The following is a 25,714-nucleotide window of genomic DNA, read 5'->3' as shown; positions in this document are numbered from 1 at the left end:
CAACACACCCGACAAGAGGTGACGCATGCGCCAGCTGACAACGACAACAAAACTGTGGGCCACCCTGGGCATCATCTGGCTGGCCATGGGCCTGATGATGGCCTGGAGCGCCTGGGAGAATCGCCAGACCATGCTGGAGGAGCGCCGCGGGGCCCTCCAGGACACCGTCCATCTGGCCCAGAGCCTGATCGCGGGCCAGGCCGAGCGGGCCGCGGCCGGTGAGATCTCGACGGACGAGGCCAAGGCCAGGGCCGCGGCGCTGATCGAGGACATGGAGTACGACCACGGCCGCGGCTATCTCTACGTCTTCGACGACGACTTCGCGATGCAGAGCCACCCGCGACTGGCCGCGGGCACCGACGTCGGAAGCTTCGAGAACGTCGAGGGTCGCCTGCTGTTCCGCGAGTTCGCCGAGGACGTGGCCAGCGACGACGGCTATGTCGACTACCTGTGGCCGCACACCGAGGGCAGCGAGCCGATTCCCAAGTCGTCCTACCACGAGCGCTTCGCGCCCTGGGGCTGGACGATCGGCACCGGCGTCTACATCGACGACGTCAATGCCGCCTTCATGGCGTCACTGGCCCGCTCGTTGATGGCGCTGCTGATCATCGGCGTGCCGGTCAGCCTGCTGATGGGATGGGTGATCCGTGGCGTGACCCGCTCGCTGGGGGGCGATCCCCGCTACGCCGCCGCCTCGGTGCGGGCCATCGCCGACGGCGATCTGACCCGGGAAGTGCGACTGCGCGGCGGCGACGAGCGCAGCCTGCTGTTCGATATCGAGCGCATGCGCCGGGCCCTGGTCGACACCATCGGCGACATCCATCGCGACAGTGATGCGGTGCATCAGGACGTGGAAGCGCTGGGCGAAGGCAACGACGAGCTGGCCACCCGCACCGAGCAGCAGGCCGCGGCGCTGGCCCAGACCGCCTCGAGCATGGAGCAGCTGACCACCACCGTTGGGCACAACGCCGAGCACGCCGAGCAGGCGCGCGCGGTGGCCGACGAGACCGCCCAGGGCGCCGAGCGGGGCCGCCAGGCGATGGGCGAGGTGGTCAACGCGATCGACGCCATCAATGCCAGCGCCAGCGAGATGAGCGGCATCGTCGATACCATCGATTCGATCGCCTTCCAGACCAACATCCTGGCGCTCAACGCCTCGGTGGAGGCGGCTCGGGCGGGCGAAGAGGGCCGCGGCTTCGCGGTGGTGGCCGAGGAGGTGCGCCAGCTGGCCAGCCGCTCGGCCGAGGCGACCCGGGAGATCAAGGCATTGATCGATCGCGCCGATGGTCAGGTCGTGGCGGGCAGCCGGCGCGTCAAGGAGACCGACGAGGTGATCGTCGGGATGGTGGATGACATCCGCCGTCTTTCCGGCCTGGTGGAGGAGATCTCCACCGCCACCGGCGAGCAGCGTCAGGGCATCGAGCAGGTCGGCGAGGCGGTCACCCAGATGGATCGCATGACGCAGCAGAACGCGGGCCTCGTCGAGGGCAACAGCGACGCCTCTCAGCGCCTGGTGGCGCGAGCACGAGGCCTGCGCGAGCGGGTGGCCCACTTCCGCTTCGTGGCGGGGGCCGACGTCGAGACGCCCGCCGCGCTGCCGGCGGCCGCGGCCTCGGCGCGCGAGGCCGAACCGGCCATGGCCTGATACCGAGAATTCGTGATTCGGGGCGGCAAGGACCGCCCCTCCAAGAAAGGGAGTGCGTGGTGAGGAAGCTTCTCGACAACATGACCGTGCGGGTCAGCTGGAGCCTGGTGCTGGCGCTGTTCGCCGTGCTGATCCTGGTGCTCAGCGCCCTGGGGCTCTATGCGGTGCGCTACAGCGAGGATTCGCTGCGCACGCTCAACGAGGTCAACGTGGACCAGCAGTCCTCCCTCAACCGGGCCAATGCGCAGATGCTGTTCGCGCAGACGGAACTGCGCGGCCTGCATGCCCGGCTGGGGCAGGCGGTATGGCCGGAGGAGCGCGAGTCGGTGCAGGCCGAGGCGGCCGCGCTGGGCGCGACCCTCGACGAGATCGAGGCGACCTTCCAGGACTTCCTGGCGCTGCCGCGCCAGGCGGGGCAGGACGCGCTGATCGCGTCGATCGAGGAAGACTTCACGGCCCTGATGGACCAGGGACTCAGGCCCCAGCGTCAGGCCCTGGAGGAAGGCAGCGCCCAGGCCTTCGCCGACCTGAACGAGGACGTCGACCGCCTGACCCAGGCCTTCTACACCGATGCCGTGGCCTTCTTCGAGGCCTCGGAGGCCAACGGCGCCGCTCTCTACGACGACTTCTTCGACCTGTCGCGGCTGATGAAGGGGCTGATGATCGCCGTGCTGGTGATCGCCGCCCTGGCCATCGCGGTGGTGATGTGGGGCGTGACGGCCAACGTCATCCGCCCGCTGGGCCGCCTGGTCGGCTACTTCGAGCGGGTCGAGGGGGGAGACCTGTCCCAGGATATCCCGCAGTACGGCAACAACGAGATCGGCCGCCTCTATCGCTCGCTGGACGAGATGCAGCGGGGCCTGGCGGCGACGATCGGTAGCGTACGCAGCAGCGGCGAGTCGATCTACGCCGGCTCGCAGAGCATTGCCAGCGGCAACAATGATCTCTCGTCGCGCACCGAGCAGCAGGCCTCCTCGCTGCAGGAGACCGCCTCGAGCATGGAGGAGCTGTCCTCCACCGTCGGCCAGAACGCCGACAACGCCCAGCAGGCCAGCCAGCTCGCCGTCGAGGCCACGCGCACCGCTGAAGAGGGCGGCCAGGTGGTCGGCGAGGTGGTCTCGACCATGCACGAGATCCAGCATAGCTCCCAGCGGGTGGCCGAGATCATCGGCACCATCGACTCGATCGCCTTCCAGACCAACATCCTGGCCCTCAACGCCTCGGTGGAGGCGGCCCGGGCCGGCGAGCACGGCCGCGGCTTCGCGGTGGTGGCCGAGGAGGTCCGCAGTCTGGCCAGCCGCTCGGCGGACGCGTCCAGCGAGATCCGCGGCCTGATCGAGGCCTCGGTGAACCAGGTGGAGGCCGGTACCGCCCGCGTCGACAAGGCCGGCCAGACCATGACCGAGATCGTCGCCGCCGTGCAGCGGGTCAGCGACATCATGGACGAGATCGCCGCGGCCTCCAGCGAGCAGAGCAACGGCATCTCCCAGGTCAACGACGCCGTCACCCAGATGGATCAGGTGACCCAGCAGAACGCCACCCTGGTGCAGCAGGCGGCCAGTGCCGCCACCCAGCTCGAGGCCGAGGCCGGTCGGCTGCGTGACGTCACCGGCCGCTTCCGCTTGCCCTCGGGGGCCGAGGCACCGAACCACGAGGCCGCCCGCCAGGACGACCTGGCGCGCTGGATGCCGTCGCTGGTGGCCGCTGGCGGCCAGGACGGTGGACGCACACCGGACAGCGCCCGTGGCTCGCAGCCGCCGCGCCAGCGCGATCAGGACCCGAACGAGGAGTGGGAATCCTTCTGAAGGCCGATGCGCCGCCGGTGTCATTCGGCGGCGCTCCAACTCCATAACAAATGGCCAGCATCCAGGCACGCCGTAGGGAATTGATGACATGAGAAACAATCAGCCGATCACGCAGCGGGAGGTCGTGCTCGACGACGACCACTTCCTGATCTCGCGCACCGATCTCAAGGGGCGCATCACCTATGCCAACCCGGCCTTCATCGAGGTCAGCGGCTTCTCCAAGGAGGAGCTGATCGGGGCGCCGCACAACCTGGTGCGCCACCCGGACATGCCGCCGGCGGCCTTCCAGGACCTGTGGGATACCCTGGCCGCCGGCGAGACCTGGCACGGCCTGGTCAAGAACCGCTGCAAGAACGGCGACCATTACTGGGTCGACGCCAGCGTGTCACCGATCCTCGAGGACGGCGAGGTGGTCGGCCATGCCTCCATGCGCACCAAGGCCGATCCGGCCGACATCGAGCTGGCCGAGACCGTCTATGCGCGGATGCGCGAGGGCCACAAGACCGGCTATCGCCTCGACAAGGGATGGCTGGAGCGACGCGGCCTGCGCGGCGCGCTGGGCCGGCTGAACCTGAGCAGCATGCGCGCCAAGATGGTGGCCATGGTGGCGGTGGCCGGCGGGCTACTGGCCGTGACCGGCGGCATGGGGCTGTTCGGCATCGACGATGCCGGCCAGCGCCTGCAGACCCTCAACCGCGACGGCCTGCAGGACGTCGCGCGGCTGCAGCAGATCGACCAGGTGATCACCCAGAGCCATCAGGATCTGACCCGTCGCGAGCCCTTCGAGCTGATCAACCAGCGTGAGGAGGTGATCGCCGGGCTCGAAGAGGCCGAGACGCGCCTCGCGTCGCTGTGGGAGGGGTATCGAGGCGACGGTCGTAATGCCTCCGCGGTGGCCGATGACTTCGGCGAGGAACTCGATCACTATCGCCAGGCGGGGCTCTCGCATGCGGTGTCGCTGCTCAATTCCGACGACAACTTCCAGGTCTTCTCCAACCTGCCGCCTCATGCCAAGGAAATGCGCGACTGGGGCGAGGGGCTGTCGAGTGACGTCAACGAACTGATCGCCGAGGAGCAGCAGGCGGCCACGGCGCTGGCCGACGAGGCGAAGGCGACCGAGCAGCGTATGACCCTGGTGCTGGCGATGATGCTGGGCATCGGCCTGCTGGCGCTGGGTCTGCTGGGCTGGCTGCAGCTGCGTGCCCTGATCCGGCCGCTGCGCGGCGCGCAGCAGTTCACCCTGCAGATCGCCTCCGGCAACCTCGGCGCCACCCCGCCCCACCGCCGCCGCGATGAGGTCGGGCGCATGCTCGGCGCGCTGGAGCTGATGCGCAAGAGCCTGGGCAGCATCGTCGGTGACGTCAGCAACGGGGTCGAACGGGTGGCCCCGGCTGCCCGGGACATCGCCTCCGGCAACGAGGAACTGGCTTCGCGCACCGAGCAGCAGGCCGCCTCGCTGCAGCAGACCGCCTCCAGCATGGAGGAAATGACCACCACGGTGCAGCACAACTCCGACAACGCCCAGCAGGCCAGCGGCCTGGCCTCGGACAATGCCACCCAGACCGCCGAGACCGGCGAGCTGATGCAGCAGCTGGTGGGCACCATGGGCGAGATCACCGAAGGCTCGAAGAAGATGACGGAAATCATCGACGTCATCGATTCGATCGCCTTCCAGACCAATATCCTGGCCCTCAACGCCTCGGTGGAGGCGGCCCGGGCCGGCGAGCAGGGCCGCGGCTTCGCCGTGGTGGCCGGCGAGGTGCGTCAGCTGGCCAGCCGCTCGGCGTCCGCCGCCCAGGAGATCAAGGCGCTGATCGACGGCTCGGCCCGGCAGATCGAGGGCGGCGCCCAGCTGGTCAAGCGCGCCGAGAGCTCGCTTTCCGAGGTGCTCGAGGCCTCGACCCGGGTCAACGACATCATGGGCGAGATCACCGCGGCCTCCACCGAGCAGAGCAACGGCATCGGCCAGATCAATCAGGCGGTGATGGAGATGGATCGGGTGACCCAGCAGAACGCCGAGCGCGTGCAGGCCTCCGCCCAGGCGGCCACCGAGCTCGATCAGCAGGCATCCGATCTGGCCCAGGCCGTGGCCGCCTTCCGCCTGCGCGGCGCGGGCCTGGAACGAGCGCCGTCGCTGAGCGAGCGGCGCGGTGCCGCGGCGCGTCAGCCGCTACCGGCGGCATCCGCGACGTCCGGATCGGATCGGGCCTCGGCCCGTCCGGTCACGACGCGCACAAACGCGGCCCAGGAAGCGGCCGTGGAGGAATGGGAGGAATTCTAACGTGACACAGGAGCTGCCCTCGTCGGGGCCGGGAAGCTGGGCGGGCGGCGGTCAGTTCGAGCGTGACCTCGAACTGACCGATGCGGACTTCGCCCGCATCCGTCAGCTCATCTACCAGCGGGCCGGCATCGTGCTGGCCGAGCACAAGCGGGAGATGGTCTATAGCCGCTTGGCCAAGCGGCTTCGCCATCATGGCCTGACGCGCTTCGCCGATTATCTGGCGCGCCTCGAGCGCCAGCTCGATGCCCGCGAGTGGGAGGCCTTCACCAATGCCCTGACCACCAACCTCACCGCCTTCTTCCGCGAGGCGCATCACTTCCCGCTGCTGGCGACCCACGTGCGCGAGCGGCGTGGCCCTGTGCGGGTGTGGAGCTCGGCGGCGTCCACCGGCGAGGAGCCCTATTCCATCGCCATGACGCTGGCCGAGGCGCTGGGCTCGCGGGCCGGCGACGCCGAGGTGGTGGCCACGGACATCGACACCGAGGCGCTGGAGAAGGCCCGCGCCGGGGTCTATGCCATGGAGCAGATCCACAAGCTCGACGAGGCGCGGGTCAAGCGTTTCTTCCAGCGCGGCCGCGGCGCCCACGAGGGGCTGGCCCGGGTGCGGCAGGAGCTCAAGGACATGGTCGACTTCCAGCCGCTCAACCTGCTGGCGCCCTCCTGGTCGATCCAGGGGCCCTTCGATGCGATCTTCTGTCGCAACGTGATGATCTACTTCGACAAGCCGACCCAGGCGCGGATCCTCGAGCGCTTCGCCCCGTTGCTCAAGCCCGACGGCCTGCTGTTCGCCGGGCATTCCGAGAACTTTTCCTACACCACCGAGGCCTTCCGGCTGCGGGGACAGACCGTCTACGTGCGCAAGGCGCGTTAAACAACGGGCGCGTTAAAGAACCGGGAGCGCCGGCCGATAGTGACCCCATCGGCCGGCGACGGGGGTGGCATGCCGTCCGCCGCCCGCCCGCATGGAGAGGAGACATCCCTTGAGCGCACCCAAGATCAAGGTGCTGTGCGTCGACGATTCGGCGCTGATACGCGACCTGCTGACCGAGATCATCAATCAGCAGCCCGACATGGAAGTGGTGGCCGTGGCGCCGGACCCGCTGGTGGCCCGCGACCTGATCAAGCGCCACGACCCGGACGTCATCACCCTGGATGTCGAGATGCCGCGCATGGACGGCCTCGACTTCCTGGAGCGGCTGATGCGGCTACGGCCGATGCCGGTGCTGATGGTCTCGTCGCTGACCCAGGCCGGTTCCGAGGTGACCCTGCGCGCCCTGGAACTCGGCGCCCTGGACTTCGTGGCCAAGCCGTCGCTGGGCATTCGCCACGGCATGCAGGCCTACGCCGACGAGATCGCCGAGAAGCTGCGCGCGGCGGCACGCTCGCGGCCGCAGCGCGCCCGTCGCCGTGACGCTCCGGCGCCGAAGACCCTCGAGGCTCCGCTGGTGTCGAGCGAGAAGCTGATCATCATCGGCGCCTCCACCGGCGGCACCGAGGCCATCCGCAGCGTGCTGGAGCCGCTGCCGGCGGGCAGCCCGGCGATCCTGATCACCCAGCACATGCCCGGGGGCTTCACTCGCTCCTTCGCCGAGCGCCTCGACCGGTTGTGCCAGATCACGGTCAAGGAAGCCGAGGACGGCGAGCGCATCCTGCCCGGGCACGCCTACATCGCGCCGGGGGACACTCACCTCAAGCTGGCGCGCAGCGGCGCCAACTATGTCGCGCGGCTGGACAGCGGCCCGCCGGTCAACCGTCACCGGCCCTCGGTGGACGTGCTGTTCCACTCCGCCGCCACCCAGGCCGGCCGCAACGCCATCGGCGTGTTGTTGACCGGCATGGGCAAGGACGGCGCCGCCGGGCTGCTGGAGATGCGCCAGGCCGGGGCCCAGACCCTGGCCCAGGACGAGGCCAGCTGCGTGGTGTTCGGCATGCCGCGCGAGGCCATCGCCCTGGGCGGCGCGGCCGAAGTCGTCGCCCTGGACGCGGTGGCGCCGCGGCTGCTCAAGCTGGTCGCCGCCTCCGGTCGCGCCCAGCGGGTGTAAGAAGGACTGTCATTTCGGCTCAGGAGTCGCCTCGATGCTCAACCTATTGCGCAATTTCAAGATCAGCCGGGTCGTCAACGGCGTGCTGGCCTGCTTCCTGCTGTTCCTGGTGGTGGTGGCGGGCCTGGGCTGGACGGCCAGCCGCACGGCCCATGACACCCTGTCGACCCTGGACCGGATCAACGTCGAGCAGCTCAACGAGATCAACCGCGCCGATGCGCTGCTGACCGGAGGCCTGGTCGACCTTCAGACCGCCTCCGGCCACTTCCTGATGGGGCGCACCAGCCAGGCCGATACCGCCCTGGCCTCGGCCCTGGACAAGATCGAGCGCGCCGAGGCGCGCTACGAGAACTATGCCGGCGTGCCGCGCACGCCCCAGGGCGAGGCGCTGGGCGCCCGCGTCGAGGCAGATTTCGACGCCGTGCTGGCGCTGGTGCGCGAGGGCTACGAGACCCTGGACCGGGTGGATACCCAGGGCTTCTCCCAGCTGCGTCAGCGCATGACGGAACCCCGCGAGGCCCTCGAGGCGTCGCTGACCGAGTTCGTGCGCTACGCCGGGGAGCGCGGCGACACCCTGATGGCCGACTACAGCGTCATGGAGGGCCGCTTCGGCATGATCGGCCTGGCCATCCTGGCGCTGGCGGCGCTGATCATGGGGGGCATCTACCTGACCCTGCGCCGGCTGCTGGTGCTGCCGCTGCGTCAGGCGGTGCGCGATCTCGAAGGCATCGCCGAGGCCGACCTGTCCCGCGAGATCCAGGTCAAGGGGCGCAACGAGATCGGCCAGCTGTTCGCCGCCATGCGCGACATGCAGGGCAACCTGGGGCGCATCGTCGGCGACGTGCGCCAGGGCAGCGGCGCCATTCACGGCCGCGCCCGGGAGATCTCCCGCGGCAACGCCGATCTGTCCTCGCGCACCGAACAGCAGGCCGCCTCGCTGGAGGAGACCGCCTCCAGCATGGAAGAGCTCACCGCCACGGTGCGCCAGAACGCCGACAACTCCCGCCAGGCCAGCGGCCTGGCCCAGGAGGCCACCAGCACCGCCGAGCGCGGTGGCGAGGTGGTCCAGCAGGTGGTGCAGACCATGCACGGCATCGCCGGCAGCTCACAGAAGGTCGCCGACATCACCGGGGTGATCGACTCGATCGCCTTCCAGACCAACATCCTGGCGCTCAATGCCTCGGTGGAGGCGGCGCGGGCCGGCGAGCAGGGCCGCGGCTTCGCGGTGGTGGCCGGCGAGGTGCGTCAGCTGGCCAGCCGTTCGGCCGAGGCGGCCAAGGAGATCAAGGCACTGATCGACGGCTCCGTGACCCAGGTGCAGGAGGGCTCGGCGCTGGTCGAGCAGGCCGGCTCGACCATGCAGGAGGTGGTCGCCTCGGTGCGCCGGGTGACCGACATCATGGACGAGATCTCGGCGGCGTCGCAGGAGCAGAGCGACGGCATCGAGCAGGTCGGTCAGGCGGTGGGCCAGATGGACCAGGTCACCCAGCAGAACGCTGGCCTGGTGCAGGAGGCGGCCTCCGCCGCGTCCGAGCTGGAGGCTCAGGCCACGCGCCTGGAACAGGCCGTGTCGGTGTTCCGGCTGAGCGGTGGTGAATCCGCCGCCCTGCCGGCGGCCGGTCCGGCCGCGGCCCCCCGTCAGGCTCCTGCCCCAGCGCCGCGCGCCGAGGCCGCGCCTCAATCCCGGCCCGAGCCGACCCGCCCCGCCCCGCGGGCGGCGACCGCGGCCGAGGACGACTGGGAAGAATTCTGAACATGGCCGGTGGCGTGCCGCCGGCCCCGCAACGCAATTGCCCCGACTAGCAAAAGAAGAGGAATCCCGATGGCGGACAAGAACATGAGCATCCTGGTGGTGGATGACTTCCCGACCATGCGGCGTATCGTGCGCAGCCTGCTCAAGGAACTGGGCTTCACCAACGTCGAGGAGGCCGAGGACGGTCAGGAGGCGCTCAACAAGCTCAAGGCCGGCGGCTTCGAGTTCGTGGTGTCCGACTGGAACATGCCCAACCTGGACGGCCTGGAGATGCTCAAGCAGATCCGTGCCGATGATGATCTCAAGGAGCTGCCGGTGCTGATGGTCACCGCCGAGGCCAAGAAGGAGAACATCATCGCCGCCGCCCAGGCCGGCGCCAACGGCTACGTGGTCAAGCCCTTCACCTCGGCGACCCTCGAGGAGAAGCTCAACAAGATCTTCGAGAAGCTGGGCATGTGATACCCGGCCGGGTCCGCGCGGGCCCGGCATGCAGGAGAGGCGATGATGAGCACCGAGACACAGCCTGGCGACCACCAGGCGAACGGAGACGAACTGGTCCAGCGCATTGGCCACCTGACGCGCATGCTGCGCGACAGCATGCGCGAGCTGGGGCTGGACAAGGAGATCGAGCGGGCGGCGGACGCGATTCCCGATGCCCGCGACCGCCTGAGCTACGTGGCGACCATGACCGAGCAGGCGGCGGAGCGTGCCCTCAACGCCATCGATCGTGCCCAGCCGCTGCAGGACCGCCTCAGCGAGGGGGCCGAGGCCCTGGACGCGCGCTGGGCCGAGTGGTTCGCCGAGCCCAAGGAGCTCGACGACGCCCGCGAGCTGGTCAAGGACACCCGTGGCTACCTGGCCGAGGTGCCCCAGACGACCCAGGCGACCCACAAGGAGCTGCTCGAGATCATGATGGCCCAGGACTTCCAGGACCTGACCGGCCAGGTGATCAAGAAGATGATGGACGTCATCCGCGAGATCGAGCATCAGCTGGTGCAGGTGCTGATCGACAGCGTGCCCCAGGGCGAGGCCCGCGACAGCATGCAGCGTCGCGCCGACGGTCAGCGCGAGAGCGAGGCCAGGAAGCGCGACGAGGAGGACAGTCTGCTCAACGGCCCGCAGATGAAGCCCGAGGCCGAGGACGTGGTGGCCGATCAGGATCAGGTGGACGACCTGCTCGACCAGCTGGGCTTCTGAGTCATCGCCGAACACCGTCTGCGCCCGGCCAGCCTGGGGTCAGACCCCGGCGGTGTCGATGTGGCCGGAGAGGTGTCCGATGACGGGCCGGGTGGCGTGGCCGGGGGCTGACCCCTGAGCCATGCCCACCGCCGTCCTTTCTTCCCGCTTTCCCCTTCCGGCAAGCGGCCGAGGCGCGTGGATAAGCCCACGAAAATCGGCCCTTTTCGCCTGACCGTTCCTACCTTCCTCCCCGGATAATGGCCAGGGTGCGCACGAGTGCCCGGTGACTGGCCATGGCCGACGACAGCAGCGACGACGAGAAGACAGAAGAGCCCACGGCTCGACGCCTGGAGAAGGCGCGCGAGGACGGGCAGGTAGCCCGTTCCCGGGAGCTGGCCACCTTCATGCTGCTGCTCGGCGGCGTGATCGGCCTCGGAGCCATGGGCGCGAGCCTCTTCGAACTGGTCGGTGGCGTCATGGAGCAGGCCTTCCTGTTCGAGCGTCGGCAGGCCATGGAAACCATCCCGATGCTGGTCCAGGCGCTGGCACTGGGGCAGCGCACCCTGATCGGCATGCTGCCGCTGTTCCTGTTGCTGGCGGTGATCGCGCTGGTGGCGCCGGCGCTGCTGGGCGGCTGGGTGATCTCCGCCAAGTCGCTCAAGCCCCAGGCCAGCAAGCTCAATCCGTTCAAGGGGCTCAAGCGCATGCTGGGCGTCCAGGCGCTGGTGGAGCTCGCCAAGGCCATCGCCAAGTCGGTGCTGGTGGGCGGCGTGGGCGTGGCCTACCTCTACCTGCACCGCGGCGAGTTCATGGCGTTGATGGGCATGCCCGTCCAGCGGGCCCTGGCCGACGCCATGTGGATGGCCGCCGAGGCCTGCGGCCTGATGGTGCTGACCCTGCTGGTGGTGATCCTGATCGACGTGCCCTACCAGCTGTGGAACCACACCAAGCAGCTGCGCATGTCGAAGGACGAGATCAAGCGCGAGCACAAGGAGTCCGAGGGCGACCCCCAGGTCAAGGGCCGCATCCGCCAGCAGCAGCAGGCCATGGCGCGCGGGCGGATGATGAGCCAGGTGCCGGAGGCCGACGTGGTGATCACCAACCCCACGCACTACGCCGTGGCGCTCAAGTACGAGCAGGCCGGCATGAGCGCACCGCGGGTGGTGGCCAAGGGCACCGACGCCGTGGCGGCGCGCATCCGCGAGGTGGCCGAGGAGGCCGGGGTGCCGCGCCTGGAGGCGCCGCCGCTGGCTCGCTCGCTCTATCACCATGTGGATCTGGAGGCCGAGATCCCCGCCGACCTCTACACCGCGGTGGCGGAGGTGCTGGCCTGGGCCTTCGGCCTGAAACGCGTTGCCGAAGAGGGCGGCGAGGCCCCGCCGACCCCCGAGAACCTGCCGATTCCGGACGCCGTGGCGGCGCCGGGAGCGGGCCCTGACACCGACGAGGCACGAGCATGAAGGCCCTGAGCCAATACCTGCCGCGACGCAACCTGATGGCCGACGTGCCAATGAAGCTGCTGGCCGGTCCGCTGCTGATCATCATGATCCTGTCGATGATGATCCTGCCGCTGCCGCCCTTCGCGCTGGACCTGCTGTTCACCTTCAACATCGCCATGGCGGTGATGGTGCTGCTGGTCAGCATGTTCACCCAGAAGCCGCTGGACTTCGCCGCCTTCCCCGCGGTGCTGCTGTTCACCACCCTGCTGCGGCTGTCGCTCAACGTGGCCTCGACCCGCGTGGTGCTGATGAACGGCCACGAGGGCGGCGATGCCGCCGGCAAGGTGATCGAGGCCTTCGGCCAGTTCCTGGTCGGCGGCAACTTCGCCGTCGGCCTGGTGGTGTTCGCCATCCTGGTGATCATCAACTTCATGGTCATCACCAAGGGCGCGGGGCGCATCGCCGAAGTGGGCGCTCGCTTCATGCTCGACGCCATGCCCGGCAAGCAGATGGCCATCGACGCCGATCTCAACGCCGGCCTGATCGGCGAGGAAGAAGCCCGTCAGCGCCGCGCCGACGTGTCCCAGGAGGCCGACTTCTACGGCTCCATGGACGGCGCCAGCAAGTTCGTGCGCGGCGACGCCATGGCCGGCCTGGTGATCATGGTGGTCAACATCATCGGCGGCCTGCTGATCGGCCTGCTGCAGTACGACATGGCGTTCTCCGACGCCGCCCGCACCTACGTGCTGCTGACCATCGGCGACGGCCTGGTGGCGCAGATCCCGGCGCTGGTGATCTCCACCGCCGCCGGCGTGACCGTGTCCCGGGTGACCACCGACCAGGACGTCGGCCAGCAGATGATCAGCCAGCTGTTCGTCAATCCCAGGGTGCTGTTCCTGGCCGCCGGCGTGATGGGGCTGCTGGGCCTGGTGCCGGGCATGCCCAACCTGGTGTTCCTGCTGTTCACCGCGCTGCTCGGCGGCCTGGCCTGGTGGATGCTGCGCCAGCAGGAGCGCCAGCTGGTCGAGGAGCAGACCCAGGTCGCCCCGCCGCCGGCGCCGGAAGCCCCGGAAGCCAGCTGGGAGGACGTGCAGCTGGTCGACACCCTGGGCCTCGAGGTCGGCCACCGGCTGATTCCCATGGTCGACGCCCAGCAACAGGGCGAGCTGCTCGGCCGCATCAAGAGCGTGCGCAAGAAGTTCGCCCAGGAGGTCGGCTTCCTGCCGCCGGTGGTGCACATCCGCGACAACCTGGAGCTCTCGCCCAACGCCTACTCGCTGAGTCTCAAGGGCGCCGAGATCGGCCGCGCCGAGGCCTATCCGGGGCGCTGGCTGGCCATCGACCCGGGCCAGGTCTCCGGCGAGCTGTCCGGCACCCCGACCCGGGACCCGGCCTTCGGCCTGCCGGCGGTGTGGATCGACACCGAGCAGCGCGAGCATGCCCAGGTCTACGGCTACACCGTGGTCGACGCCAGCACCGTGGTGGCCACGCACCTCAATCACCTGTTGCACCGCCATGCCGCCGAGATGCTCGGCCGCCAGGAGGTACAGAAGCTGCTCGACAAGCTGGGCGAGGACCAGAAGTCGCTGGTCGAGGAAGTGGTGCCCAAGGCGATCTCGCTCACCGTGCTGCAGCGGATCCTCCAGCACCTGCTCGACGAGGACGTCTCGATCCGCGACATGCGCACCATCCTCGACGCCCTGGCCGAGCACGCGCCCCAGCAGCAGGATCCGGGTGAACTCACCGCCGTGGTCCGCGTGGCGCTGGGGCGCGCCATCACCCAGCAGTGGTTCGCCGGCCACGAGACCCTCAACGTCCTGGGGCTGGACGGCCAGCTCGAGCAGGTGCTGCACCAGGCCATGAACGGCAGCGGCGCCCTGGAGCCGGGCCTGGCCCAGACGCTGATGGACCAGGCCGAGCAGGCCCTGAGCCGCCACGAGGCCAGCGGCGAGCCGCCGGTGCTGGTGGTGCAGCACTCGCTGCGCCCGGTGCTGGCGCGATTCCTGCGCCGCCGCCTGAATCATCTGGTGGTGATGTCCCAGGCCGAGATTCCCGATGACCGGACCCTGAAGGTCACCACCCTGATCGGAGGACAGTGAGCGACATGAGCGTCATGCGATTCGTCGGCGAAACCAGCCGCGAGGCGATGCGCAAGGTGCGCAGCGCCCTGGGCGACGAGGCCCTGATCCTGGCCAACCGACCCACCGAGACGGGCGTCGAGATCCTGGCCATGGCCGACGAGGCGGCCGAGACCATGGTGGCGTCCACGCTTCCTGAATCCACCGCGCCGGCGCCCGCCGAGCCCGCCTCCCGGCCGCCGAGCGAGTCGGCTCCCACATCCGCGGCGCCCGACAGCGGCGGCCTGGAGGCCATGAGCGAGCGGCTGCTGCGCGAGATGCAGGACATGCGCGCGCTGCTGGCCCGGGGGGCCGCGTCGCCCGCCGCCCCGACGACATCGTCGTCCGCGGGTCGCGAGACGCTGGCCGAGACCCTGCGCGATGCCGGCTTCGGCCGCGTGGTGATCGACGAGCTGCTCCAGGGCCTGCCGGCCGAGCTGGCCGGCGCCGAGGCCGAGCCCGCCGCGGCCCAGGCCTGGCTGAGCCGCCGCCTGGCCGGTCGCCTGCCGGTGGGCATCGATCCCGAGACCTTCCTCGACACGCCCGGCATCCTGGCGCTGGTCGGTCCCACCGGGGTCGGCAAGACCACCACCACCGCCAAGCTGGCCGCGCGCTGCGTGCAGCGCCACGGCGCCGAGCATGTCGCCCTGGTCACCACCGACGGCTTCCGCGTCGGCGCCCACGAGCAGCTGCGCATCTACGCCGAGCTGCTCGGGGTGCCGCTGCACGCGCTGTCGCCCGAGCAGTCCATGGACGCGCTGCTGGCCGAGCTTGCCGGCCGGCGCTGGATCATCATCGACACCGTGGGCATGAGCCAGCGCGACCGCCGCATCATCGCCCAGGCGTCCCAGCTGCAGGGCGGCGCCGAGCGGGTGCGCATGCTGCTGGTGCTCAACGCCGCCAGCCAGCCGGGCACGCTGGAGGAAGTGGTCACTCACTATCGTCAGGCCGCGCGGGCCGCGGGCGTGGCCCTCGACGACTGCCTGCTGACCAAGCAGGACGAGGCCGGCCAGCTGGGCCCGGCCCTGGACACCCTGATTCGCCACGGCCTGCGGCTGCGCTATGTCTCCACCGGCCAGCGGGTGCCGGAGGACCTGGCGCCGGCCGAGGCCGCGCCGCTGGTCGAGGCTGCCCTGGCGGCGGCGCGCCCCGGCGATGACCTGCCCGCGGCCAGCGTGAAGAGCGCTCGCCCCGACGCCGACGCGCTGCTCGGCCAGGGCCGCCGCCTCGGCGCCCTGCTCGCCACGCTGCGTCGCCGGCTGACCGGCTTCGCCAGCCTCGAGGCTGGCTGGGACCTGAGCGCGCTGCCCGCCTGCCTGCAGGAGGATCACCTCTCGCGCCTGCTGGACGCGCCGCCGCAGCGGGCCGGCATGCTGTGGGCGGCGCGCCGCTCGCTGCCCGGCGCCGACTGGGCGATGCCCGATCTGGGCATCGACGACCGCGGCGGCTGGGTGGTGCTGCCCGACCTGCAGCATCGCCAGCCGGCGGGCTGGCCGGCGCGGCTCGGTCAGGCCCGGGAGCGGCAGGGCGTGGCCGTGCATCTGCTGCCCGGCCTGCCCGACGCCGACACCTGGCTATGGCTGGACGAGACCCGCGCGCCCTGGCTGTGCCAGGTGCGCCCCGCCCAGCGCGTGGTCCACGACGGCGAGCGCCGCTCGCTGTCGAGCCTCGAGCCGCTGGCCGAGGCCGCCGAGACCCGGGATGCGCGCTTCCGCGGCCAGACCGTGCGCGTGCGCTTCGCGCGCCTGGCGGTGGAGGCCGGCCCCGGCGGTCGCCGCGGGCCTGTGGCCTCCTGTGCCATGACCGCCTGGTTCGCCAGCCTGGTGGACCCGGAAAGCGGCCGCGTGCTGGCGCGGCGCCAGTGGCTGACCCCGCTGCCGGCCGGCGCCGACGTGCTGCCGCTGCTGATCGGCCAGCTCCACGGCGAGGCTCTGCCGCGCCAGGCGCGCCGCGCCTGGGAGCGCCTGCCGGCGCTGCTGCCGGCGGAGACCGATCGCGAGCTGCGCCAGCTGCTGGCCGCCGGGCTGGCCGCTGCGGCGGGCCACCTCGACCAGTCCTCCGATGACGAGGCGGAGGAGCTGCGCGGCGATCTGCTGGCGCTGCTGGGCGGCCGTCGCCGTCGCCGCGAGGGCGCCCTGCTGGAGGCGCTGCTGCAGCTGCTGACGGCGCGGGATGCCATTCGCCACGTCGGCGCCGCCGGCCTGGAGGGGCTGCGGTGATGGCCGGCGATCAGGCCGCGGGGCTGCGCGCCTGGGCGGCCAGCCTCGATCGCCCGGCCGCCGAGGCCGGAAGCGACCCCGCGTCCGAGCCGGCGCCCTCCGTGACATCGGGCACGGAGGCATCGCGGCGCGAGGCGGCAGGCGTCGAGACATCGCCGACCACCCTGGTGGTGGTGGGGCTGCCGAGCACCGCGCCGGAACAGGCCGAGCGAGTGACCGCGCTGCTCGATCACTGGGCCGAGCGAGGACGGCGCTGGGTCGGCGACCCGCGGCGCTGGAAGGTGGTACCCGTGGCCATCTCGAGCCCGCATCTGGCCGTGCTGGCTCAAGAGCAGCCGCGCTGGGCGCTGTGGGTGGGCGCCGACGGCGAGGCCTTTCGCCGCGCACTGGGCGTGCTCGGCCGGCTGGCGGAAGGCGGCGGGCCGCGGCGCCTGATCGCCGTGCATCCGCCGGGGATGCCGCGCCGCGGGCTGCTCGACAACCTGCGCCAGGCCGCTGGGCATTACTTCGGCATCGACCTGCTGGTGCTGGCATGAGGCGCCGCCTGATGCTCGGGGCGCTCGCCGCCCTCGCCGGTTTCGTCCCGACGGCCCACGCCGCCGGCAGCTGGGTGGCCGAGGCGCCCTCGGTGCGTGCCGCGATCGTCGGTCGGGAGACCGCCAGCGAGGCGCTGACGCCGCCCGCCGGCACCGAGGGCCGCATCCGCGAGGTGCGCTGGCGCTTCCGTACGCCGCCCGGCCAGGGCGGGCACGCGCGGCTCTGCCATCCGGCCGGCTGCGTGACGCTGCCGGCCCCACGCGGGCGCAGCACGGCCCTGGCGGGACTGCCCGCCGGCGAGCCGCTGAGTTTTCGCTTCTCGCCGCTGCCGGGGCAGGCCCCGCTGGCGGTCGAGAGGCTGCAGGTGATCGTGAACTTTCAGTAAGGCCCAAGGCCCGTGAGAGCAGAGAGGCGAGGCTGAGCCATGTACACAGCACAAGGCAAGATCGAACAGGACGCGCTGCTGGATGACTACCTGCCGCTGGTGCGCCGTCAGGCGCTGGCGCTGCAGGTGCGTCTGCCGGCGAGCATCGAGCTGGACGACCTGATCCAGGCCGGCACCGTGGGCCTGCTGGAGGCGCTGGGGCGTTTCGATTCGTCCCAGGGCGCGAGCTTCGCCACCTTCGCCAGCCAGCGCATCCGCGGCGCCATGCTCGACGAGCTGCGCAGCCGCGACTGGCTGCCGCGCAGCGTGCGGCGCAACGCCCGGGCCGCCGACGAGGCCGCCCGCCGGCTCGAGCAGGAGCTGGGGCGCCCGGCCGAGGAGACCGAGATCGCCGCGGCCCTGGAGATGGACCTCGAGAGCTATCGCCGGCTGCTCAGCGACACCAACAGCGGCCAGCTGCTGCCCTTCGAGGAGCTGATGGCCGAGGGCGGCGAGGGCCGGCTGCTGGAGGACGGCGTCGCCGAGACGCCCTTCGCCCGGCTGATCGACCACCAGCAGCGCACCCAGCTGGTGGAGGCGATCGAGGCGCTGCCGGAGCGCGAGAAGCTGCTGATGGCGCTCTACTACCAGGAAGAGCTCAATCTCAAGGAGATCGGCGCCGTGCTCGGCGTCACCGAGTCCCGGGTCTGTCAGCTGCACAGCCAGGCCGTGGGGCGACTGCGCGGGAAGCTGCGCGACAACTAACCGCATCAAGCTTGGCCGGTCGAGGCCGATAACCATCCACCGGATGGCGACAGGGCTCGGAGGCAATGAGCTTTCCCGGCGCCAGACCGCTGCGAGGGCGCTGTGAACCCTTCCCTGGGCGCTACTTTTGCCATCCATGGCAAAAACCCCTCGCATCGGCCTGTCCCCGGCGCTCATCGGCCCGTATCTCGGGCCACGAACGTCATCCACTTAATCGTCGAAACGCGACAGGGAGTCCCCCATGAACCCGTCCACCCTGATCGGGATCCTGGCCAGCATCGTGATGCTGGCGAGCGTCCTGCTGTTCACCGCCGAGTCGCCGCAGAGCTTCGTCAATCTGCCGGGCCTTGCCATCGTGCTCGCCGGTACCCTGGCCGCGACCTTCATCAGCTATCCGCTCAAGGAGGTGGTGCGGGTGGTGCGCCTGGTGGGCATCGTCTTTCGCCGCGAGAACACCTACATCCGTGACGACATCAAGGAGCTGGTGGACATGTCGCGGCTGTGGTTCAAGGGCGACGTGCGGGCCGTGGAGTCGGCCCTGGAGCAGGCCCGCAATCCCTTTCTCCGCACCGGTATCCAGCTGGTCATCGCCAACACCAAGGAGGAGGAGATCTTCGACCTGCTGCGCTGGCGCATCGCCCGGCTCAAGGCCCGCGAGCACGCCGAGGCGCAGATCTTTCGCACCATGGCCACCTATGCCCCGGCCTTCGGCATGATCGGCACCCTGGTGGGGCTGGTGAACATGCTCGAGGTGATGGAGGCCGGCGACCTGAACGTCATCGGCCCACGCATGGCGGTAGCGCTGCTCACTACCTTCTACGGCATCCTGCTGGCCAACCTGGTGTTCAAGCCCATCGCGGTGAAGCTCGAGCGGCGCACCGAGGAGCGCCTGATCGCCATGAACATGGTTCTCGAGGGCATCTCGCTGATTACCAAGCGGCGTCTGCCCTCCTTCATCGAGGAGACTCTGAACTCCTTCGTCGCCAACTATCACGACGAGATCCGTGACCCGGCGAAGGGCGGCGTTCCCAGCGGCGAGGAGGCCGGGCAGCGTGCTTGACCACGATACCCGCCAGGCGCTGGCGCCGCCCGGGCAGGGCGGCGAGGAAGGCGAGAGCTGGCTGATGAGCTATCTCGACGTCCTGACCCTGCTGATCACCCTGTTCGTGCTGCTGCTCTCCATGAGCAGCCTGGCCACGGGGGAGGGGGAAAGCGAGAAAAGTGAGATCGCCGCGCCGGCCATGCGGGCCGCGCTGGCGGTGGGCGAGGGGCTCCGACCGCGCCATGCCGGGCTGCAGCCGCGCTTCCAGGGGCTCGGCATGGACGGCGTCAGCGTCGAGCGCACCCACCAGGGGCTGACCCTGCGCATCGAGGACCGGCTGCTGTTCGACAGCGGCCGCGCCCGGGTCACCGAGGGCGGCCGGCAGGTGCTTTCGCACCTCGCCGAGCGGCTGGTCGACCTCGGCGGCGAGATATCGGTGGAGGGCCACACCGACAGCCTGCCGATCGCCACCTCGCGCTTCCCCTCCAACTGGGAGCTGTCCACCGGGCGCGCCAGCGCCGTGGTGCGCGCGCTGGCCGAGGAAGGCGTGGCGCGGGACAGCCTGCGGGCCATCGGCTACGCCGACACCCGGCCCCTGGCCGCCAACGACGATGCCGCGGGGCGCGCCGCCAATCGCCGTGTCGAGCTGGTTTGGCAGGAGCCCGAGCCCGGCGCCTGAGGCGAACGCAGGCGGAGCGAGAAGCATCGATTAGCTCTTGGCTATCGTCAGCATCGCCCTATTCAATTTAACCAATGAGAGGGGGCTGGGTATTCTGATCGCGTCTTCCCCACACACGCACTCAAACAGGAGCGACGCGATGTCCCTGCTCAACACCGAAGTCAAACCGTTCAACGCCACCGCCTATCACAACGGCGATTTCGTCGAGGTCAGCGAAGAGAGCTTGAAGGGCCAGTGGAGCATCTTCTTCTTCTATCCGGCCGACTTCACCTTCGTCTGCCCGACCGAGCTGGGTGACCTGCAGGACAACTACGAGGCCTTCAAGGCGCTGGGCGTCGAGATCTACGGCGTGTCCACCGACACCCACTTCACCCACAAGGCCTGGCACGACAGCTCCGAGACCATCGGCAAGCTCCAGTACCCGATGCTGGCCGACCCGACCCACGTCGTGTCGCGCAACTTCGAGGTACTGATCGAGGAAGCCGGCATCGCCGACCGTGGCACCTTCGTCGTCGATCCGGACGGCAAGATCCAGATCATCGAGCTGAACGCCGGCAACATCGGCCGTAACGCCGAAGAGCTGCTGCGCAAGGTCAAGGCCGCCCAGTACGTTCGCGCCAACCCCAACGAGGTCTGCCCGGCCAAGTGGGAAGAAGGCGAAGAGACCCTGGCGCCGTCCCTGGACCTGGTCGGCAAGATCTAAGGACACGCCGATTTATTGCTGCGCTCGATATCCTGACCGCCGGCGGTGCCGGCACGCCGGCCCGGTCGCCCTCTCATGTGCGGGCTACACTCCGGGAGCTGTGCTCCGGCGGCGGCCAGTCTCTCATCGCTCGCGACATAAATCTGCGCATCCTTTATTGGATCGCTGACCGGCGGGATTTTCCCGCTCCCCGTTACCCCGCCGAGGCGCTGCGCCTCGATCGCCCAACCAGTCGCGCAAGCGAGATCGGGACGACGTCCCGGCGGGGCCCGATTCCGGTTTTTCCTGACACGCTCCCGGGCGCGAGGCTTCGCGACCCGCACGGGGAAGTCGTGTCTGCGAGTCACATATCATCAAGGATTGCCGCCGTTATGTTGGACGACTCTCTGAAGCAACAGCTGAAAGCCTACCTTGGCAAGGTCACGCAACCCTTTGAGCTGGTCGCCACCCTGGATGACGGCGACAAGTCCAAGGAACTGCACGCTCTTCTCGAGCAGATCGCGGGCCTTTCCGACAAGATCACCCTGTCCACCGAGGGCAGCGACCGGCGCGTGCCGTCCTTCGCCCTGCACCGCGACGGCGAGCCCACTGGGGTAGTGTTCGCCGGCATTCCCATGGGTCACGAGTTCACCTCCCTGGTGCTGGCCCTGCTGCAGGTGGGCGGCCATCCGCCCAAGGCCAGCGACGAGGTCATCGAGCAGATCCGCTCCCTCGACGCCGACCTGCACTTCGAGACCTACTTCTCGCTGTCGTGCCAGAACTGCCCGGACGTGGTCCAGGCGCTGAACCTGATGGCGATCCTCAACCCGCGCATCTCCCACGACGCCATCGACGGCGCCCTGTTCCAGGACGAGGTCGAGGCCCGCGAGGTGATGTCGGTGCCGAGCGTGTTCCTCAACGGCGAGACCTTCGATCAGGGCCGCATGAGCCTGGAACAGATCCTGGCCAAGGTCGACACCGGCGCCGCCGAGCGCGAGGCTGCGAAGCTCAACGAAAAGCCCGCCTTCGATACGCTGATGATCGGCGGCGGCCCGGCCGGCGCCGCGGCGGCCGTCTATGCGGCGCGCAAGGGCATTCGCACCGGCGTGGCCGCCGAGCGCTTCGGCGGCCAGGTGCTGGACACCCTGTCGATCGAGAACCTGATCTCGGTGCCCCACACCGAGGGCCCCAAGCTGGCCGCGGCGCTGGAGGAGCACGTCAAGGAATACGACGTCGACATCATGAACCTGCAGCGCGCCGTCGAGCTGGTCCCGGGCGAGCCGGGCGGCGAGCACGAGGTGCGCTTCGCCTCTGGCGCCAGCCTCCGGAGCAAGACCCTGGTGCTGGCCACCGGCGCCCGCTGGCGCGAGATGAACGTGCCGGGCGAGGCCGAGTACCGCAACAAGGGCGTGGCCTACTGCCCGCACTGCGACGGCCCGCTGTTCAAGGGCAAGCGCGTGGCGGTGATCGGCGGCGGCAACTCCGGCGTCGAGGCGGCCATCGACCTGGCCGGCATCGTCGGCGAGGTCACGCTGATCGAGTTCATGGACGAACTGCGCGCCGACGAGGTGCTGCAGAAGAAGCTCGCCAGCCTGCCCAACGTCGAAGTGATCAAGGGCGCGCGCACCACCGAGGTCAACGGCGACGGCAACCGCGTCACCGGCCTGACCTACGAGGAGCGCGCCTCCGGGGAACTGCGCGAGCTGGCCCTCGAGGGCGTCTTCGTGCAGATCGGTCTGGTGCCCAACACCGAGTGGCTGAAGGACTCGCCCATCGAACTCTCCGAGCGCGGCGAGATCGTGGTCGACGAGCGCGGCATGACCTCGGTGCCCGGCATCTTCGCCGCCGGCGACGTCACCACCGTGCCCTACAAGCAGATCGTCATCGCCATGGGCGAGGGCTCCAAGGCCGCCCTGGGCGCCTTCGATCACCTGATCCGCAGCTGATCGCCCCGCGGTTCATGCGGGACGCCCTCGCCGCTTTGCGGCGGGGGCGTCCTGCGTTGGGCGGGAGAATAACGGCGAGGGCTCACCCCGCGCGGCAGAGCGTCTCCATGCGGGCCAGCGCGGCGTCGGCGCCGTCCAGGCTGAAGACCAGGAACCAGTGGTCGTCCTCGGCGCGATGGAGGCGCAGGCGTAGCGTCTCGCCGCCGCGCATCTCGTCGAGCACCTCGTCGGTGTCGGGCAGCACCAGGCGCGCGTAGAAGCCGCTGTTGCCGCGCTCGGTGATGAACTCGGCCCGGCCCTGGTGGACCCAGCCCTCATCGATCAGCAGGTCCACCGGTACCCGGTTGACGGTGCCGGTCTCGGCCTGGACCTCGTCGAGCTCGACGCGCAGCTCGAGCCAGGGGCGATCGCAGGCGTCCGGCGTGGCGTTGACGCTGAACACGCTGTCGCTATAGCTGTGCTGCTCGATGGCGCGCACGTGGCGTTCGTTCCCCAGCCGCAGCACCAGCGAGTGCCAGTCGCCGTGGGCTCGGGCGTCGTCGACGTTGTAGCTGCCGGCCAGCGCCGGGGTGGCGAGGGTCATGCCCATCAGCGCGCTTAGCGAGAGAGGCATCAGGCAAGAGAGGAAGGGGCGTGAGGAGAACATGCGGGCATCCATGACCGTGGCGTCGGGAGACTAGCACGCGGTGTCGAAGCTGTCGGCCTTACGAGGCCTGTGAGGCGTCCTCGATATTCAGCAGCTGGACCAGCTCGGCGCGCTGCTGGCCCAGCAGGTCGGCGAGGGTGTAGCGGTCGAGCACCGACAGGAAGGCCGCCAGGGCCTCGCCGAGGATCGGCTTCAGCCGGCAGGCGGGGGTGATGGTGCAGGCGTTGCCGTCGCGGAAGCATTCCACCAGGCTGAGGTCGGGCTCGGTGTCGCGCACCAGCCCGCCCAGCGAGATCTCGGCGGGCGCCCGCTTCAGCCGCAGGCCGCCGTGCTTGCCGCGGGTGGCGGTCAGGTAGCCGAGCCGATTGAGCTCCTGCACCACCTTCATCAGATGGTTGCGCGAGATGGCGAAGCGCTCGGCGATCTCCGAGATGGTCGCGCGCTCCTCGTCCTGCCCCTTCACGGCCAGATAGATCAGCACGCGTAGCGAGTAGTCGGTGAATCGGGTCAGGCGCATGGGGTCTCCGGACGCGGCGGGAAGCGGTCTTCATTCTATCACGGCGAGGGCGGGCTCCCGGCACGTCGCGTCGCCGCGGCGTTTCGCCGCGATCGGCGGCGGTGAATTGACCGGCATCAAGCCGGCGCCGGGTGGTACCCGTGGGGCCGCGGGCGGGCTGGCATAATATGGGCAGCGTTCATGGAGGTCCGATCATGCCCCAGCCACAGCCGTTCATCCGCCCCCTCGTCGAGAAGTACGACCGCCCCGGGCCGCGCTATACCTCCTATCCCACGGCGCCGCAGTTCCATGCCGCCTTCGCCGAGGACGATTATCGGGCCCAGGCCGCCCAGAGCCATCGCGTCGCCGCGCCCAAGCCGCTGTCGGCCTACGTGCACGTCCCCTTCTGCGAAAGCCTCTGCTATTACTGCGCTTGCCACAAGATCGTCACCCATCGCCGCGAGCGGGCGGCCGAGTATCTCGCCCTGCTGAAGCGCGAGATCGGTCTCCAGGCCGAACTCTTCGATAGTGAGCGCACGCTTGCCCAGCTGCACCTGGGTGGCGGCACGCCGACCTATCTGAACACTGCCCAGCTCGGTGAGCTGATGGAGGCCCTGGCGGCGGGCTTTCGCTTCGCGCCCCCCGAGGCCCGGGAGTTTTCCCTGGAGGTCGACCCGCGTACCGTCACCCCGTCGCAGCTGCATGAGCTGCGTGCGCTGGGCTTCAATCGCCTGAGCTTCGGCGTTCAGGACTTCGACCCCGAGGTGCAGGCGGCGGTCAACCGCGTCCAGGGCGAGGCCGAGGTGGCCGCCCTGATGACGGCCGCCCGGGACGCCGGCTTCCACTCGGTGAGCGTCGATCTGATCTACGGCCTGCCACGCCAGACCGTGGCCAGCTTCGCGGCCACCCTGGACAAGATCGTCGCCCTGCGGCCGGATCGCATCGCCACCTACAGCTATGCCCATCTGCCCGAGCGCTTCAAGGCCCAGCGGCTGATCCGCGACGAGGACATGCCGCCGCCCGAGCGCAAGCTCGAGCTACTGGAGCTGACCATCCATCGCCTGACCGACGCCGGCTACGTCTACATCGGCATGGACCACTTCGCGCTGCCCGACGACGAACTGGTCCGGGCCCAGCGCGAGGGTACCCTGCAGCGCAACTTCCAGGGCTACTCCACCCACGCCGACTGCGACCTGATCGGGCTTGGCGTCAGCGCCATCGGCAAGGTCGGAGACGGCTACAGCCAGAACGTCAAGGAGATCGCCGCCTATCGCGAGCGCCTCGAGGCCGGGCGGCTGCCGGTGCTGCGCGGCTACCGGCTCGACGACGAGGATCGCCTGCGCCGCGACGTCATCCACGCCCTGATGTGCCATGGTCGCGTGGACGTCGATGCCATCGAGGCGCGTCACGGCATCGACTTCGCCGGCCACTTCGCCGATGCCCTGAAGGCCCTGGCGCCGATGCGCGACGATGGCCTGATCACGCTGGGCGTGCGCCGCCTCGAGGTGCGCCCGGCCGGCCGTCTGATGTTGCGCAACCTGGCCATGGTCTTCGATGCCTACCTGGACGGCGACAAGGTGCGCTACTCCCGGACCGTCTAGGCGTGGTCCCAGGGGAGCGCGATCGCCCTGTCACCCCGGTACGAGTTTCCTGCCGTCTGCCAGGCAGCCGTTTGCCTGATTCCTCCGATGCGATAATCAGCGGGCCTTCCGATGGTGAAGCCTGCGCTCTGTGACGATGCTTAGCTTGCGTGTAACAAAATGTTGTATGGCGTTATGTCACGTCGACGGCGGTGGCCGGCGGCGGGGGAGGGCGAGATGCAAGGGTTCAAGTTGGCTGCCCTGGTCGTCGCCGTGGGCTGTCTGTCAGCCGCCGGCGTACAGGCGCAGTCGGGAGTCGAGGGTTCCGGGGGCAGCACGCTCTCGGAAGACGAGATGGCGAGGGTCGCCAACGATCAACTGACCGAGCCGGCCGGGTCGGGGAGCCTGACCGATGCCGAGATTGACGCGTTGCTCGAGGACCTGCCGGCGCCGGCCGCCGGGGGCGGCGGTGGTGGCTGCGGCGGTGGGCTGCTGGA

Annotated in this window: 21 protein-coding genes; 19 read left to right on the top strand and 2 right to left on the bottom strand. The window is 69.8% G+C overall.

The window, feature by feature from the left end:
- Window positions 1-25: 25 nt before the first annotated feature.
- From UN84_RS10090 to ahpF, 18 genes are all read left to right on the top strand, one after another.
- The gene (locus tag UN84_RS10090) at window positions 26-1,645 is read left to right on the top strand and encodes a methyl-accepting chemotaxis protein (protein WP_046077931.1); all 1,620 of its coding nucleotides are present in this window, start codon (window positions 26-28) and stop codon (window positions 1,643-1,645) included.
- Between the two features lie 59 nt (window positions 1,646-1,704).
- On the top strand, window positions 1,705-3,450 hold the full coding sequence (locus UN84_RS10085; RefSeq protein WP_272899146.1) for a methyl-accepting chemotaxis protein: 1,746 nt from the start codon (window positions 1,705-1,707) through the stop codon (window positions 3,448-3,450).
- 88 nt (window positions 3,451-3,538) lie between these two features.
- Window positions 3,539-5,731 carry a methyl-accepting chemotaxis protein gene (locus tag UN84_RS10080; protein WP_046077929.1) on the top strand — a complete coding sequence of 731 codons (2,193 nt, stop codon included), beginning with the start codon at window positions 3,539-3,541 and terminating at the stop codon, window positions 5,729-5,731.
- Window position 5,732: 1 nt separating this feature from the next.
- A complete protein-coding gene (cheR, locus tag UN84_RS10075; RefSeq protein WP_046077928.1) occupies window positions 5,733-6,602 on the top strand; it encodes a protein-glutamate O-methyltransferase CheR in 870 nt (289 codons plus the stop codon).
- 109 nt (window positions 6,603-6,711) lie between these two features.
- A complete protein-coding gene (locus tag UN84_RS10070; RefSeq protein ID WP_035596951.1) occupies window positions 6,712-7,773 on the top strand; it encodes a protein-glutamate methylesterase/protein-glutamine glutaminase in 1,062 nt (353 codons plus the stop codon).
- A gap of 34 nt (window positions 7,774-7,807) precedes the next feature.
- Window positions 7,808-9,526, top strand: a complete 1,719-nt coding sequence (locus UN84_RS10065) for a methyl-accepting chemotaxis protein (protein ID WP_046077927.1) — start codon at window positions 7,808-7,810, stop codon at window positions 9,524-9,526.
- A 69-nt stretch (window positions 9,527-9,595) separates the two neighbouring features.
- Window positions 9,596-9,985: a chemotaxis response regulator CheY gene (gene cheY, locus UN84_RS10060; protein WP_035596957.1), complete on the top strand. Its 390-nt coding sequence runs from the start codon at window positions 9,596-9,598 to the stop codon at window positions 9,983-9,985.
- Window positions 9,986-10,030: 45 nt separating this feature from the next.
- Window positions 10,031-10,723, top strand: a complete 693-nt coding sequence (gene cheZ / locus UN84_RS10055) for a protein phosphatase CheZ (protein WP_046077957.1) — start codon at window positions 10,031-10,033, stop codon at window positions 10,721-10,723.
- A 275-nt stretch (window positions 10,724-10,998) separates the two neighbouring features.
- The gene (gene flhB / locus UN84_RS10050; protein WP_035596960.1) at window positions 10,999-12,165 is read left to right on the top strand and encodes a flagellar biosynthesis protein FlhB; all 1,167 of its coding nucleotides are present in this window, start codon (window positions 10,999-11,001) and stop codon (window positions 12,163-12,165) included.
- Complete coding sequence (gene flhA, locus UN84_RS10045) at window positions 12,162-14,243, top strand: flagellar biosynthesis protein FlhA (RefSeq protein ID WP_046077926.1); 2,082 nt, start codon at window positions 12,162-12,164, stop codon at window positions 14,241-14,243. The genes flhB and flhA overlap by 4 nt, the downstream gene beginning before the upstream one ends.
- 5 nt (window positions 14,244-14,248) lie before the next feature.
- The gene (flhF, locus tag UN84_RS10040) at window positions 14,249-16,480 is read left to right on the top strand and encodes a flagellar biosynthesis protein FlhF (protein ID WP_173834992.1); all 2,232 of its coding nucleotides are present in this window, start codon (window positions 14,249-14,251) and stop codon (window positions 16,478-16,480) included.
- Window positions 16,480-17,016, top strand: coding sequence for a hypothetical protein (locus UN84_RS10035; RefSeq protein WP_046077923.1), 537 nt, complete (start codon window positions 16,480-16,482; stop codon window positions 17,014-17,016). Before flhF ends, UN84_RS10035 begins: the two co-directional genes overlap by 1 nt.
- Complete coding sequence (locus UN84_RS10030) at window positions 17,013-17,402, top strand: flagellar protein FlhE (RefSeq protein WP_046077922.1); 390 nt, start codon at window positions 17,013-17,015, stop codon at window positions 17,400-17,402. The genes UN84_RS10035 and UN84_RS10030 overlap by 4 nt, the downstream gene beginning before the upstream one ends.
- A gap of 39 nt (window positions 17,403-17,441) precedes the next feature.
- A complete protein-coding gene (locus UN84_RS10025) occupies window positions 17,442-18,146 on the top strand; it encodes an RNA polymerase sigma factor FliA (RefSeq protein WP_046077921.1) in 705 nt (234 codons plus the stop codon).
- Window positions 18,147-18,387: 241 nt separating this feature from the next.
- Window positions 18,388-19,206, top strand: a complete 819-nt coding sequence (locus UN84_RS10020) for a motility protein A (protein ID WP_046077920.1) — start codon at window positions 18,388-18,390, stop codon at window positions 19,204-19,206.
- Window positions 19,199-19,867, top strand: coding sequence for an OmpA/MotB family protein (locus UN84_RS10015; RefSeq protein ID WP_046077919.1), 669 nt, complete (start codon window positions 19,199-19,201; stop codon window positions 19,865-19,867). The genes UN84_RS10020 and UN84_RS10015 overlap by 8 nt, the downstream gene beginning before the upstream one ends.
- Window positions 19,868-20,006: 139 nt before the next feature.
- Entirely contained in the window at window positions 20,007-20,570 is a 564-nt protein-coding gene (ahpC, locus tag UN84_RS10010; protein WP_035599890.1) for an alkyl hydroperoxide reductase subunit C, read from the top strand.
- Between the two features lie 371 nt (window positions 20,571-20,941).
- Window positions 20,942-22,495 carry an alkyl hydroperoxide reductase subunit F gene (gene ahpF / locus UN84_RS10005; RefSeq protein WP_046077918.1) on the top strand — a complete coding sequence of 518 codons (1,554 nt, stop codon included), beginning with the start codon at window positions 20,942-20,944 and terminating at the stop codon, window positions 22,493-22,495.
- A gap of 82 nt (window positions 22,496-22,577) precedes the next feature.
- On the opposite strand, the gene UN84_RS10000 is transcribed toward ahpF, so the two are convergent.
- Together UN84_RS10000 and UN84_RS09995 are read right to left on the bottom strand one after the other, a co-directional pair.
- Entirely contained in the window at window positions 22,578-23,141 is a 564-nt protein-coding gene (locus UN84_RS10000; protein ID WP_237022303.1) for a hypothetical protein, read from the bottom strand.
- Window positions 23,142-23,199: 58 nt separating this feature from the next.
- Window positions 23,200-23,658 carry an Rrf2 family transcriptional regulator gene (locus UN84_RS09995; RefSeq protein WP_046077917.1) on the bottom strand — a complete coding sequence of 153 codons (459 nt, stop codon included), beginning with the start codon at window positions 23,656-23,658 and terminating at the stop codon, window positions 23,200-23,202.
- Between the two features lie 194 nt (window positions 23,659-23,852).
- On the opposite strand from UN84_RS09995, the gene hemN reads away from it, so the two are divergent.
- Window positions 23,853-25,238, top strand: a complete 1,386-nt coding sequence (gene hemN, locus UN84_RS09990; protein WP_046077916.1) for an oxygen-independent coproporphyrinogen III oxidase — start codon at window positions 23,853-23,855, stop codon at window positions 25,236-25,238.
- Window positions 25,239-25,714: the final 476 nt, after the last annotated feature.

The sequence above is a fragment of the Halomonas sp. HG01 genome (assembly GCF_000968715.2).
Lineage (GTDB): Bacteria > Pseudomonadota > Gammaproteobacteria > Pseudomonadales > Halomonadaceae > Halomonas > Halomonas halophila.
This window is presented reverse-complemented; position numbering and strand designations above follow the sequence as displayed.

Excerpts from the sequence above, each read along its gene's own strand:
- cheY (WP_035596957.1), top strand. The coding sequence starts at position 9,596 with ATGGCGGACAAGAACATGAGCATCCTGGTGGTGGATGACTTCCCGACC.
- UN84_RS10025 (WP_046077921.1), top strand. The coding sequence starts at position 17,442 with ATGTACACAGCACAAGGCAAGATCGAACAGGACGCGCTGCTGGATGAC.
- UN84_RS10090 (WP_046077931.1), top strand. The coding sequence starts at position 26 with ATGCGCCAGCTGACAACGACAACAAAACTGTGGGCCACCCTGGGCATC.
- hemN (WP_046077916.1), top strand. The coding sequence starts at position 23,853 with ATGCCCCAGCCACAGCCGTTCATCCGCCCCCTCGTCGAGAAGTACGAC.
- UN84_RS10035 (WP_046077923.1), top strand. The coding sequence starts at position 16,480 with ATGGCCGGCGATCAGGCCGCGGGGCTGCGCGCCTGGGCGGCCAGCCTC.
- cheZ (WP_046077957.1), top strand. The coding sequence starts at position 10,031 with ATGAGCACCGAGACACAGCCTGGCGACCACCAGGCGAACGGAGACGAA.
- UN84_RS09995 (WP_046077917.1), bottom strand. The coding sequence starts at position 23,658 with ATGCGCCTGACCCGATTCACCGACTACTCGCTACGCGTGCTGATCTAT.
- flhA (WP_046077926.1), top strand. The coding sequence starts at position 12,162 with ATGAAGGCCCTGAGCCAATACCTGCCGCGACGCAACCTGATGGCCGAC.
- UN84_RS10030 (WP_046077922.1), top strand. The coding sequence starts at position 17,013 with ATGAGGCGCCGCCTGATGCTCGGGGCGCTCGCCGCCCTCGCCGGTTTC.
- ahpC (WP_035599890.1), top strand. The coding sequence starts at position 20,007 with ATGTCCCTGCTCAACACCGAAGTCAAACCGTTCAACGCCACCGCCTAT.
- flhB (WP_035596960.1), top strand. The coding sequence starts at position 10,999 with ATGGCCGACGACAGCAGCGACGACGAGAAGACAGAAGAGCCCACGGCT.
- UN84_RS10080 (WP_046077929.1), top strand. The coding sequence starts at position 3,539 with ATGAGAAACAATCAGCCGATCACGCAGCGGGAGGTCGTGCTCGACGAC.
- flhF (WP_173834992.1), top strand. The coding sequence starts at position 14,249 with ATGAGCGTCATGCGATTCGTCGGCGAAACCAGCCGCGAGGCGATGCGC.
- UN84_RS10065 (WP_046077927.1), top strand. The coding sequence starts at position 7,808 with ATGCTCAACCTATTGCGCAATTTCAAGATCAGCCGGGTCGTCAACGGC.
- UN84_RS10020 (WP_046077920.1), top strand. The coding sequence starts at position 18,388 with ATGAACCCGTCCACCCTGATCGGGATCCTGGCCAGCATCGTGATGCTG.
- UN84_RS10000 (WP_237022303.1), bottom strand. The coding sequence starts at position 23,141 with ATGTTCTCCTCACGCCCCTTCCTCTCTTGCCTGATGCCTCTCTCGCTA.
- ahpF (WP_046077918.1), top strand. The coding sequence starts at position 20,942 with ATGTTGGACGACTCTCTGAAGCAACAGCTGAAAGCCTACCTTGGCAAG.